Annotated in this window: 8 protein-coding genes; 2 read left to right on the top strand and 6 right to left on the bottom strand. The window is 37.4% G+C overall.

Annotated features, from left to right (window positions below; genetic code table 11):
• Nucleotides 1-69: 69 nt before the first annotated feature.
• Nucleotides 70-1,632, bottom strand: coding sequence for a polysaccharide deacetylase family protein (locus IGK14_RS05465; protein WP_438711801.1), 1,563 nt, complete (start codon nt 1,630-1,632; stop codon nt 70-72).
• A 234-nt stretch (nt 1,633-1,866) separates the two neighbouring features.
• Here IGK14_RS05465 and IGK14_RS05460 point away from each other — a divergent pair, with 234 nt between their 5' ends.
• The gene (locus IGK14_RS05460; RefSeq protein WP_142965761.1) at nt 1,867-2,541 is read left to right on the top strand and encodes a CPBP family intramembrane glutamic endopeptidase; all 675 of its coding nucleotides are present in this window, start codon (nt 1,867-1,869) and stop codon (nt 2,539-2,541) included.
• Between the two features lie 78 nt (nt 2,542-2,619).
• Here the strand turns inward: IGK14_RS05460 and IGK14_RS05455 are convergent, their stop codons facing one another.
• On the bottom strand, nt 2,620-6,684 hold the full coding sequence (locus IGK14_RS05455) for a MucBP domain-containing protein (protein WP_438711799.1): 4,065 nt from the start codon (nt 6,682-6,684) through the stop codon (nt 2,620-2,622).
• A gap of 637 nt (nt 6,685-7,321) precedes the next feature.
• On the opposite strand from IGK14_RS05455, the gene IGK14_RS05450 reads away from it, so the two are divergent.
• Nucleotides 7,322-7,936 (top strand): helix-turn-helix domain-containing protein, encoded by a 615-nt coding sequence (locus IGK14_RS05450; protein ID WP_438711797.1) that lies wholly within the window; start codon nt 7,322-7,324, stop codon nt 7,934-7,936.
• Nucleotides 7,937-8,206: 270 nt separating this feature from the next.
• On the opposite strand, the gene wecB is transcribed toward IGK14_RS05450, so the two are convergent.
• The 4 genes from wecB to IGK14_RS05430 are packed head-to-tail and all read right to left on the bottom strand — an operon-like array spanning nt 8,207 to nt 12,768.
• Nucleotides 8,207-9,331 carry a non-hydrolyzing UDP-N-acetylglucosamine 2-epimerase gene (gene wecB, locus IGK14_RS05445; RefSeq protein ID WP_218212756.1) on the bottom strand — a complete coding sequence of 375 codons (1,125 nt, stop codon included), beginning with the start codon at nt 9,329-9,331 and terminating at the stop codon, nt 8,207-8,209.
• 2 nt (nt 9,332-9,333) lie between these two features.
• Nucleotides 9,334-10,443, bottom strand: coding sequence for a capsular polysaccharide biosynthesis protein CapF (locus tag IGK14_RS05440; RefSeq protein WP_218212939.1), 1,110 nt, complete (start codon nt 10,441-10,443; stop codon nt 9,334-9,336).
• Complete coding sequence (locus IGK14_RS05435) at nt 10,440-11,471, bottom strand: polysaccharide biosynthesis protein (RefSeq protein ID WP_218212757.1); 1,032 nt, start codon at nt 11,469-11,471, stop codon at nt 10,440-10,442. Before IGK14_RS05435 ends, IGK14_RS05440 begins: the two co-directional genes overlap by 4 nt.
• A complete protein-coding gene (locus IGK14_RS05430; RefSeq protein WP_438711795.1) occupies nt 11,464-12,768 on the bottom strand; it encodes a hypothetical protein in 1,305 nt (434 codons plus the stop codon). The genes IGK14_RS05435 and IGK14_RS05430 overlap by 8 nt, the downstream gene beginning before the upstream one ends.
• Between the last annotated feature and the right edge of the window lie 25 nt (nt 12,769-12,793).

Genomic DNA, 12,793 nt, shown 5'->3' with positions numbered 1-12,793 from the left:
AGCGGCAACTGCAGCGTTCGTTTAATAAAAAAAGGAAGTGATGATTGCCATCACTTCCTTTTTCAGCTATTAGCTAACGCTGCGTTCGTCTGTCGCACCAAAGTATTGATACATTGGTTTTTGGCTGCCATTGAGCAATTGATCGACCGTCACAAATTCATAGCCTTGCGCTTTGAGTGCTTTGATGATACCCGGCACGGCTTGAACAGATTTCGGATGAATATCATGAAGCAAAATAATCGATCCATCGTAAACATTGTTTTGGACGACCTTCAAAATCTTGTTCGGATCTTTTAGCTTCCAATCCTCGGTATCAACACTCCATTGAATGATCGATTTTCCTGCCGCTTGGGCGCTTTGCTGATCGATCGCCCCATATGGCGGGCGCAAATTCTTAGGCAAGACCCCTGTCGCCTGATAGATGGCTTTGTCAGTCTTGGTTATTTCCGCTTTGACCTCCTCTGGCGACAACGTATTTAATTGGGGATGTGAATAGGAGTGACTGGCAATTTCATGTCCTTCCTCATGGACTTTTTTCGCGACTTCAGGATATCGATCCACCATCTGACCCAATTCAAAGAACGTTGCCTTCACATCATTGTCTTTCAAGATTTTTAAGAGATCCAATGTCGAAGTATCATTTGGTCCATCATCAAAAGTCAACGCAACATATTTTTTGTTTTCGTCTAACATCGCTTGTTGCTCTTTCAATTGATCCGCATTGACCAGCTCTGGATCAATAAAGGGCGCAATCTCTTTGTAAGCCAAAGTGATCTCGGATACACCTGTTTGATTTTGCGGCAACTGGAGCGTTATTTTTTCAGGATCATAAGTAAACTTTGAATCATAGGTGATTCGGTCCATCCCCAAGACCGCATCAATGATTTTAGTCGGTTCTTTGACTTGATCCAAAAGCTTTTGTTGAATCACTTGCTGGACCTCTAACAAGCTGCCTTCATCTGGAACCAAGTCTTTCAAGGATAATTCATTGCCGGTTTTCTCGGAAATAAAAATTGGATCGGCAACCACGCTATCCGCATCTTCAAACCGCCCAGTCTCCCGATTCCAAACATAGCTGTCCGCTTTTAAGGAATAGGTTGACACTTTTGATGCAACTGCTTGTGCTTGAATCCGAGCGATCGTAACGGTCTCTTTGTCGGCGTGCTTTTTGCATAGCTTGTTCGCCATGGTCGATAATTTCTGACTTGCATCCTTTACAGGGATGGCATTTTCTTCTTTTGGTCGGAAAATCAATTCTTTTTTGTCCCCATCAGACAATGTTTCAAGTTTTGCGGGAATTCCCTCTTTGTCCTGCTCTTCTTGGATCGATGCTAATAGCTTTTGCGCGGCAGCTTCATATTTTTCGCGTGCCAATGCTTCTTGCTGCTTCAAAGTAAAAGCGATATAGCCGCCAGTGGCGATAATGACGATTGTCAGCAGCGTCATCAATGAAAAGAGATACTTGCGATGGGTTGGCTTCTTTTTAGAAACTTGACGATTGGCGGTTGGCGTGCGTCTTGTCGTTCCCGTTGTTTGCTTTTGATGTGATTCGACCCTCGAAATAGGTGCTTGTTTTTCAGAAGTCGCTTCTCTATGTTGTGAATTATTTGAATCATTGCTTGATTTCTTCATAAACATTCTCCCTCAAACATAATAACGTAAACAAAATGTAACATAAGCGTAATAATATTTCAACAGTGTTACAGAGATTCTTATAAACTTCTCTTTTTGTTCACAAATTTTGAGAATTGTTCTTAGAAATCCTTTATTCTGCTTTTAAGAAAACCAATTCTGCCAAGTATGATATCGTGTTCACTGCTTTTTCTTTTTGTTTAAAAATAATGAGAGATATCTTTTTGTACTTTGATGTTTTTTCTGTTTATAATTCAGCATGTGGCAATTACTATGAAGGATGTGTTCAAAATGAAACACAAATCAGCAGTTTATTTATTCGTTCTCACCTTAATCATAGGGTTAACCTATCAATTACTTCCATATACTCCACTAAATGATTCCGTGTTATCGATCATCGGTACCATCTGGAATCTGGTCTTCGCATTTAGCGCAGGGTATTTTCTCTTACGAGCAACCTTTTTGGAGCAGTTCAAACATTTTCGGTTTACCGTTTTATTGTGGGGCGTCCCTTTCGTCATTTTGACTGGCGTGTTCTTTTCCTTTATTTATGCCGCTATTTTTGGACAACCAACAACCAACTCGATCAGCGAAACCATCACTGTCCAAATGGTCTTTTTGCAAGTTCCCTTTATGCTGATGGGAGAAGAATTGCTTAGCACCAACCTCTTGTTGGCGTTGCAGAAAAGAGGCCTTTCATTTGCCTGGTCATCCATCATTTGCAGTGTGCTATTCGCTTTGTGGCACATTCCAGCGTACGGCTTTCATCCAGCTCAATTATTGATCACCTTGATGCCTGCCAGATTGGCACTCAACTACGTTTGGAAAAAATCCAATAGCGTATGGATCAGCTGGATCTGCCATTTTCTTTATGATTCCCTGGGATTCATTTCATTTTTAGGTAAATAAGCATCAAAAAGGACAGCTGAAGCCTAGCTGTCCTTTTTGATAGTTAGTACCGCCTTTCCCCAAGGGCTTACTTAATCACTATTTTCGCTTTCTGAAATAAAGCCAGCTTGCTGTGGCGATAAAGAACAAACCAACTACAAACGGGAACAACGTCCCCTGTTCATCGGTTTGCGGCAATCTTTGTGCAGAAGCGCTTTTTTTCGAAACAACAGTCGCCGTTGGTTCTTTTTCTTTTTTATCAGAAATAACGGCGGTTGCTACGTTTTCTTTTGTATAAACATACGTCACAGTTGCCTCTTCCTTACCGAATGTGCCTTTGGCATTTTGCGGCAGTCGACTTTCGTCTACTATGTAGCCGTCGATTGTTAGTTGATATTTTTTTGTGCTGGCATCGTAAGACTCGCCTACGTTTCCACTGATCGTTTGTGAAGGATGAATTTCTTTGCCTTCTGTATCTACGTATTCGACCGTTATATCCGCTGCTGGTATCGGATTTTTTGTGTAGATGTAGGTGACGGTTTGCGCTGTTTCGCTAAATACGCCTTTAAGATTTTCTGGTAATTGGCTTTTATCTATGGTGTAACCGTCGATTTTTAGTTGGTATTGTTCTGTGCTAGCATCGTAAGATTCGCCTACGTTTCCACTGATCGTTTGAGGAGAATGAATTTCTTCGCCTTCTGTATCCACATACTCGACCGTTACATCCGCTGCTGGTATCGGATTCTTTGTATACACATAGGTGATGGTTTGCGCTGTTTCGCTAAACATACCTTTACTATTTTCTGGTAATTGGCTTTCGTCTAAGGTGTAGCCTTCAATCACTAATTGATAGTTCTTCGTGCTGGCATCGTAAGACTCACCTACATTTCCACTGATCGTTTGAGAAGCGTGAATTTCGTTGCCTTCTGTATCCACGTACTCCACTGTGACATCCGCTGCTGGTACGGGATTTTTTGTGTAGATATAGGTGACGGTTTGTGCTGTTTCACTAAAGACACCTTTAAGATTTTCTGGCAATTGGCTTTCATCCAATGTGTAATCTTCGATTGCTAGTTGATATTTTTCTGTACTAGCATCGTAAGAGTCGCCTAGGTTTCCATTAATCGTTTGAGAAGCCTGAATTTCGTTGCCTTCTGTATCCACGTACTCCACTGTGACATCCGCTGCTGGTATCGGATTTTTTGTGTAGATATAGGTGACGGTTTGTGCTGTTTCACTAAAGACACCTTTAAGATTTTCTGGCAACCGGCTTTCGTCTAAAGTGTAGTCTTCGATTGTTAGTTGGTATTTTTCTGTGCTGGCATCGTAAGAGTCGCCTAGGTTTCCATTAATCGTTTGAGAAGCCTGAATTTCGTTGCCTTCTGTATCCACGTACTCCACTGTGACATCCGCTGCTGGTATCGGATTTTCTGTGTAGATATAGGTGACGGTTTGCGCCGTTTCGCCAAATACACCTTTACTATTTTCTGGCAATTGGCTTCCATCTAGTGTATAGCCATCGATCGATAGTTTATATTGATCTGTACTTGCATCGAAAGAGTCGCCCACATTACCGCTAATTTTTTTAACAGCGTGGATTTCGTTGCCTTCTAAATCTACATACTCAATCGTGACATCAGCTGCGGGTACAGGATTTTTTGTGTAAATGTAGGTGACGGTTTGCGCTGTTTCACTAAACATACCTCTACTATTTTCTGGTAATTGGCTTTGATCTAGGGTGTAGCCTTCGATTGTTAGCTGATATTTTTCTGTACTGGCATCGTAAGAGTCGCCTACGTTTCCACTGATCGTTTGTGAAGCGTGAATTTCGTTGCCTTCTGTGTCCACATACTCGACCGTTACATCCGCTGCTGGTATCGGATTCTTTGTATACACATAGGTGACGGTTTGTGCTGTTTCACTAAAGACACCTTTAAGATTTTCTGGCAATGGGCTTTCGTCTAAGGTGTAGCCATCGATTGTTAGTTGATATTTTTCTGTGCTAGCATCATAAGACTCGACCACATTTCCACTGATAACTTGAGAAGGATGAACTTCTTTGCCTTCTGTATCCACATACTCCACTGTTACATCCGCTGCTGGTATCGGATTCTTTGTATACACATAGGTGACGGTTTGTGCTGTTTCACTAAAGACACCTTTAAGATTTTCTGGCAATGGGCTTTCGTCTAAGGTGTAGCCATCGATTGTTAGTTGATATTTTTTTGTGCTGGCATCGTAAGAGTCGCCTACGTTTCCACTGATCGTTTGGCTAGCGTGAATTTCGTTGCCTTCTGTGTCCACATACTCGACCGTTACATCCGCTGCTGGTATCGGATTCTTTGTATACACATAGGTGACGGTTTGTGCTGTTTCACTAAAGACACCTTTAAGATTTTCTGGCAATTGGCTTTCATCCAATGTGTAGTCTTCGATTGCTAGTTGATATTTTTCTGTACTAGCATCGTAAGAGTCGCCTACGTTTCCACTGATCGTTTGGCTAGCGTGAATTTCGTTGCCTTTTGTATCCACGTACTCGACCGTCACATCTGCTGCTGGTATCGGTTTTTTTGTGTAGATATAGGTGACGGTTTGTGCCGTTTCGCTAAATACGCCTTTACTGTTTTCTGGCAATTGGCTTTCGTCTAAGGTGTAGCCTTCAATCACTAATTGATAGTTCTTCGTGCTGGCATCGTAAGACTCACCTACGTTTCCACTGATCGTTTGTGAAGCGTGAATTTCGTTGCCTTCTGTATCCACGTACTCGACTGTTACATCCGCTGCTGGTATCGGATTTTCTGTGTGGATATAGGTGACGGTTTGCGCCGTTTCGCCAAATACACCTTTACTATTTTCTGGCAATTGGCTTTCGTCTAGTGTATAGCCATCGATCGATAGTTTATATTGATCTGTGCTTACATCGAAAGAGTCGCCTACATTCCCGCTAATCGTTTGACTAGCGTGGATTTCGTTGCCTTCTAAATCTACATACTCAATCGTGACATCCGCTGCTGGTACAGGATTTTTTGTGTAAATGTAGGTGATGGTTTGTGCTGTTTCACTAAATACGCCTTTACTGTTTTCTGGTAATTGGCTTTCGTCTAGGGTGTAACCGTCAATTGATAACTTATACTCATCCGTACTAGCATCATATGAAGCACCAATGGTACCAGATAAAGTCTTCGTTTCAAGGATTTCTTGCCCTTGAGTATTAAGATATCTGACAGTTACCTCTCCCACCTGCTCCGGGTCAACAATGACATTGACTACATGGGTTGTATATACACTATATGAGGCTTGTCTAGCCATAAAAATTGCTACGTAAGTCCCCGGTTTGCTCGGATCAACATTTGTGTAGTACGGAAAGATCTGTGAGTCAGAAATACTTTTTTCTATGTTGCCGCTAAAATTTAACTTAAACGCCTCGATCCCTAATGCCTGTGTTGAGAAATCGAAGTTACTGTTTACAGGAATATGAATCGTATCGGGGCTATCTCCAAAAGCATACTCGCCTACAATTTGACGCTCATAAAGTGCCAATGTTTTGGTTTCTCCTGCTTGCAAATTGATAGAATTTCCAATCGATGTAAATGCGTAGTTCAATCTTTGATTCGTTGTACCCACTTGCTTAATAAAGTAGCCCCCTGAAGGAACCTGAATCGTTACCTTTCCTGAACTGTCCGTGACTAACAACGTCACTTCACCAGATGTCGAGGGGGTCAATGTGAAATAAGCGCCTTGGATTGGCTGGTTTGAATTACTATCTAAAACTTGAACCGTCAGTTGCGCATTGGCAGCTCTTGCAGACGACGGATCAACAGAAGAAGGGACATTATTTACAGGGCTTGCAGCAGGTTCTTCTTTATTTTCTGATCCGCTGATGGCTTCTTTACTGTCACTACTTGCTTGTGTTTGTTCGTTCTCAGCATCCACGCGCGCTGAGGTCGTTGTTGTTAGCGTAGGATTTTCTACTTGAGAGGTAGCTTGTCCAGCATCCGCAGAAGCATTCGTATCATCAGATTGTACAGTTTTCACTTCTTCCTGATCCACCTGCGGAGATTCTGAAAACACTTGGCTTTCCGCCACTACCTGAAATGCTGGCGTTACCACCGCAGCACTTAATAAGATTACTAAAGATAGAATAGATTTAAACTTCTTTTTCACAAACTTTCACCTTAACCTTCTTTTTCAAAATTAAAACCTTTTTATCCAAACTTTTTTTACGCCTAAAAATCATTATAATTTATTGATTTTTAATTTACAAACAATTTTTTATTTAGCGTATTATCCACTCCTATCAAAAATTTTTTATGCGGACACATGAAATACCATTGATCGTATGTATACTTAATTCACTTGTCATCGCATTGCATCACCTCTTCAGAATTTTATAATTCAAGCACCCTTACCTTCAAGCAAATCCAGTGCAAACCAGCGCAAATCTTCTTTGCATCCTTGTTTTATCAATGATTTCATTTTCAAAAAAGGAGACTATTTTTTACTTGATCGTGACTTTCTTTTTTTGAATGATTCGAGCAAGTCTATCTTCTACTCTCAATATGTGCTATCTTTGAACATTTATTACTTCATATATGACAATTGTTACTTATTACAGGTGAAGGATTCACTGAAAAAAATCGAGCACTTTCAGGAAATTTTTTAGGAATATCTGACATAAGCTCATTTAAATTTAATCTTTTAAGAACAAAGAAAAGAACTTGTGCATTTTTTCGTTAAATCGAGCTTTACAATTGTTTCTTTGAACCGCTTTATGATAGGATAGGTCAGAAGGAGCATTGAAATGACTATAGCTGAAAAATTAAAAGAGAGTCGCTTGAAATTAGGACTCACCCAACAAGAAGTTTCCGAAAAATTATTTGTTACTAGACAAACGATCTCAAATTGGGAAAACAACCGAAGTACCCCAGACATCGACACACTGATCAAATTAAGTGATCTCTATCAAATCGATTTAGAGTCACTACTAAAACCAGAACAATTAGCAGATGAACCAGGAATAAAGAGTGAAGAAAAGAAACCAACCTTCCGCCTTCCTCTATACTTGCTAAATTTGACTGCAGTCGTCGCTTGCGTTTTCACCGACTTCTTTACACCTACAGGAACAATGACCTTATGGACAGCTGCTGCACACTTTTTGTTACTAGTTAACTTTGTCCTTTTATTCGGCTTTTTCCTCACAAAAAAAAGACCCCTCCCTGCAAAAACAATTGTCTTTGCATTAGGAAAAGGTCTGATGATCTTAGCCATTATATTAGGTTTTACTCTTTGGTCGAATAAAGGAGCTTCCGCAGATGCGTTACATCTGATTGGCCATAATTATGGTCATTTTATCTATTTGACGTTTAAAGCAATTGGGGTGATTTATTTGTTTGATTGGCGGAAGTTTGAGATGTAGCATATTAAATTGATAGTTATACCAGTTAAAAGATCATTCAAGTAAAAGTTTTTTAATATACTTAATCAAAAAGCTTTTTCTCCAAAATTCTTTTATCTTATATTTTCCCATATAATTAACAGAGTAATTATTTATTCGTATTATTAAAATACAATCCTGAATTAGTAACAAGAATTTTTTAATAATCTTCATAATATTGTAAGGATTACTAAAATCATATTTAAATAACATTGATTCTTCTATGAATATAAATTCCATAATCAGTTTTATTTATTCATTCCATACTTTACGTTTCACATAATCTGTATAAGAAACAATAATCCGTAATACTTTTTCAGACACATTTGGCATTGAATAATCTGATACTTGTCGGAGAGTATCATCTTCTTGTGTCTCTATAACTTCTAATCCTTCAAGAATTCTGTTTTTCTTCAACCCAACCATCATCACACTAGCTTCTTCCATAGCTTCTGGTCTTTCATGTGCCTGACGGATATTTAGAGCTTTGAATCCAAGAATCGACGCTTCTTCACTAATCGTACCACTATCACTTAAAACAGCTTTAGCATTCATTTGAAGCTTATTGTAATCATTAAATCCCATAGGTTTCATGGTTTGAATCAATTCGTGGAATTGAATACCCTCTGATTCTATCATTTTCATTGTCCGAGGATGGGTACTGATAATAATTGGATATTGATATGCTTCAGCAATTGAGTTTAGTGAATCCACTAAATCATGAAAATTTTCTTTTGAACTAATATTTTCTTCCCTATGTGCTGATACTAAAAAATACTCATTTTGCTTAAGACTTAGTTTTTCCAAAATAGGTGAGTTCTCAATATCTTCTTTTCTAGAATTCAGCACTTCAAACATGGGACTACCGGTTTTAATGATTCGATCCGCTGGAAGCCCTTCTCTCAATAAGTATTCTCTGGCGATATCACTATACGTTAAATTAATATCAGCTGTATGGTCTACAATTTTTCGATTTGTTTCTTCTGGTACTCTTTGATCAAAACAGCGATTTCCAGCTTCCATATGAAAAATTGGAATATGTCTCCTCTTCGCTGCAATTGCACATAAACAACTATTAGTATCTCCCAAGACTAAAAATGCGTCTGGTTTTACTTCATCAAGAATCGGATCAATTTTGATCAATATATTCCCAACGGTTTCAATGGCTGTACCTGTTGCTGCATTCAAAAAATAATCTGGCTTCTTTAATTTAAAGTCTTCAAAGAAAACTTCATTTAGTTCATAATCATAGTTTTGACCAGTATGTACAAGTACATGGTCAATCGCTTTAGAACTCTCTAAACGATTAATAACTGCAGATAAGCGAATGATTTCAGGACGAGTCCCGACGACTGTCATAACTTTTAATTTTTTCAATGCTAGACCTCCAGGTAATAAGTATCAGGATTTTCAGGGTCAAACGTTTCGTTTACCCACATAACAGTGACCATGTCAGTATCCCCTAAATTTTCAATATTATGGGTATAGCCAACAGGTATATCGACTACTTCTAAATTCTCACCAGAAACGAAATACTCAATGATTTCTTTAGAATCAATCTTTCTAAAGCGGATGACGCCTTTTCCACTTACTACCAAAAATTTCTCATTTTTGGTATGATGCCAGTGATTTCCTTTAACAATCCCCGGCTTTGAAATATTAATTGAGACTTGTCCGCGATCTTCAGTCCTCAAAAATTCGGTGAATGATCCGCGATCATCGATATTCATCTTTAAAGGATATGAAAACTCATCCTCTGGTAAAAAGCTAAGAAATGTACTATACAGATTTTTTTCTATTCTACGATTCAATTGAGGTACAGATAGATTTATTCTACTTTCTTTAAAAGAAAGAATTATATCTCTCAAAGTGCCCACAGTTACTGTATCCGTTTCTCTTACTGAACAAAAGTCGTCGACAATAAATGGTTTTGCTTGAAGGCAGTGCAGCAATTCCTTAACAACATCATCAATATAGCAAAGTTCAATTTCCGCATTTTTATCATTAACGGTTATTTCTTCACCTCGAGCCACTTTATAACAAAAAGTCGCTACTACCGTATTATAATTTGGTTTCGACCATTTTCCATACAAATTAGAGAATCGGTAAATGTAGACTTTCGCTCCAGTTTCTCTTTGATATTTTCGTAAAAGATCTTCTCCAGCTTTCTTACTGCGACCATAAGCATTGTTAAGAGCAGCTTGAATAGAGGATGATATCATTACTGGACAGGTATTGTTGTATTCCTTTAGTTTATCTAGAAGAACTGAGGTGAAACCGAAATTTCCTTCCATAAACTCTTCTTCTTCCTTGGGACGATTCACGCCCGCTAAATGGAAAACAAAATCTGCTTTTAAGCAATATTCATCTAATAAATGTGGAGGAGTATCTATATCATATTCAAAAATATTTCCATAACCTTCATTTCGAAGCTCTGCAATTAAATTTTTACCTACAAATCCATTGGCTCCTGTAACTAAAATATTCATCGACTTTTCCACTCTTTCAACTCTTCTTGAACATAATCTAATGCTAATAATTTTTCCTTGATTTGTTCTACAGATAGTCGTTCTGTGTTATCAGAATTGTATTCACCTTCGTGTGTCAACTCAGTACTGCCTTCACTAAAATATTTCTCGTAGTTAAGATCTCTAGTATCAGCTGGAACACGATAGAAGCCGCCCATATCTTTCGCAACGAGATATTCTTCTTTTGTAAGAAGCGTTTCATATCTTTTCTCACCATGACGTGTACCTATAATTTGAATCTCATTTTCGACTTTAAAAAGTTCTTTCACTGCTTGTGCTAGATCACCAACCGTTGACGCAGGCGATTTTTGAACCATGATGTCTCCTGCTTTTGCATATTGAAATGCAAAAACAACTAATTCAACTGCTTCTTCTAAACTCATCAAGAATCTAGTCATGCCCGGGTCCGTTACAGTTAACGGTTTTCCTGCTTTTATTTGCTCAATAAATAATGGAATCACAGAACCTCTGGATGCCATGACATTACCATACCGCGTTCCGCAAATCATTGTATTTTCATCTGTCACAGTTTTTGCTTTTGCTACAAAAACCTTCTCCATCATTGCCTTTGAAATCCCCATTGCGTTGATTGGATAAGCTGCTTTATCTGTTGAAAGACAAATAACTTTTTTTACCCCCATCTCAACAGCAGCTGTCACAACATTATCCGTACCCATGACATTTGTTTTAACAGCTTCCATCGGAAAGAATTCGCATGAAGGAACTTGTTTTAATGCAGCAGCATGAAATATGTAATCTACTCCGTACATTGCATTTTTAACACTATTTTTATCGCGTACATCCCCAATATAAAATTTCAATTTTTCATTGTTGTATTTCTTTCTCATATCATCTTGCTTTTTTTCGTCGCGGGAGAAGATACGGATTTCTTTTATATCTGAATCTAAAAATCTTTTCATTACTGCATTACCAAAAGACCCAGTTCCTCCTGTTATTAAAAGTACTCTTCCAGAAAAGTGATTATTCATTTTTTATTCTCCTTTTCATTTTCTTCATTAATATTATTGGCTGAAATATGCTATACGGGATTAAACATAAAATTAAACTTATCGGTATCGAAATCCACCCAATATCTTGGTCTTTTAATAAGTATAAAAATATTATACGCAATAAACAAGCTATACTAAAAAGAATTAATTGACTCCTTATTTCTGACAATCCATTTGCAAAACTTGAAAATACGCTATTAAGAATTAAAATACCTCCATAAATAGCAAAAATAAATGAATATACTCTATTGATATCCACAGTTTGAGAACGCAACCAAACATCCACTATAGATTGCAAAAAGAAAGAAATTATGAGTTGTATTACTATACCTATTATTGATAAAGAAACTATCCGTTTAAATAAAACACTCATCCATTCGTATCTATTTTCAGCAATTGCTTTAGTAACTGCAGACCAAACAGGTGTAAGAATTAAAATAAATATGGTACTTCCCAATGTGAAAATTTTATTATAAATTTGAAATTCTACTACAAAAGATGGGTTGAACAAATATGAGATAAAAAATTCATTAGTATTAATTAGAAGCATATATAGAATTTGCACAAAAAAGAATTTCAATCCCAATTTCATAGTTGACATTGCTAAGTTTTTTTCCCAATATTTAAACCTAGGAAAGAAATTCTTTAGAGGTCCCAAAAATAAATAAAAAGTAGCTAATAAATATGGAAGGTTCATGTTAAGAACAAATACAATTGAAAGAATATACAAACCTTCTACATAATTTGACGATGAATAAAAATAGATAAACAATAAATTAAACAAATTAGTTACAAAAGACATCGCGTTTACAATTGCTGATTTTTGTAAAGCGTAGAGTATTGAACTTGATAATTTTAAAAAGAATTGCAATACTAGGCCTAATAAGATAGTCAATACAATTTTTCTCAATGAGTCGCCGGAAATCAAGTCATAGGAAACATTAAAAAATTTATTCCAGTGAAATGTATAACCAACGATAATTGATGTAATCCCAAGAATACAAGATATTAAGGATGATAGAATATAGCTTGAAGAAATTGTCTGCTGTATCTTATCAGGATCATCTTCTACAAGGTAATATACTAATTTGTTTCTTAATCCATTTCCTATACCTAGATCAAAATTCAATATCCATGACAATACTGATACTAAAGTAAACCATAACCCCATGATCACTTCATTACCAAAAAATTTCATGTACAAAGGAATTGTGAATAACGATATAAGAAGTGAAAAACCTTTAACTATAAAAGCTCCGCCTATATTTAAAACCAAATTTTTACTGTCTTTATCTAATAAT

It is taken from the genome of Enterococcus sp. DIV0970a (assembly GCF_051711265.1).
Lineage (GTDB): Bacteria > Bacillota > Bacilli > Lactobacillales > Enterococcaceae > Enterococcus_D > Enterococcus_D casseliflavus.
Note: the sequence above shows the minus strand (reverse complement) of the source record. Positions and strands in the feature narration are given on the sequence as shown.

What these genes read in the sequence shown, in the direction of transcription:
- IGK14_RS05465 (WP_438711801.1), bottom strand. Translation starts at nt 1,632, where the DNA reads ATGAAGAAATCAAGCAATGATTCAAATAATTCACAACATAGAGAAGCG.
- IGK14_RS05460 (WP_142965761.1), top strand. Translation starts at nt 1,867, where the DNA reads ATGTTTTTTCTGTTTATAATTCAGCATGTGGCAATTACTATGAAGGAT.
- IGK14_RS05450 (WP_438711797.1), top strand. Translation starts at nt 7,322, where the DNA reads ATGACTATAGCTGAAAAATTAAAAGAGAGTCGCTTGAAATTAGGACTC.
- IGK14_RS05440 (WP_218212939.1), bottom strand. Translation starts at nt 10,443, where the DNA reads ATGAATATTTTAGTTACAGGAGCCAATGGATTTGTAGGTAAAAATTTA.
- IGK14_RS05435 (WP_218212757.1), bottom strand. Translation starts at nt 11,471, where the DNA reads ATGAATAATCACTTTTCTGGAAGAGTACTTTTAATAACAGGAGGAACT.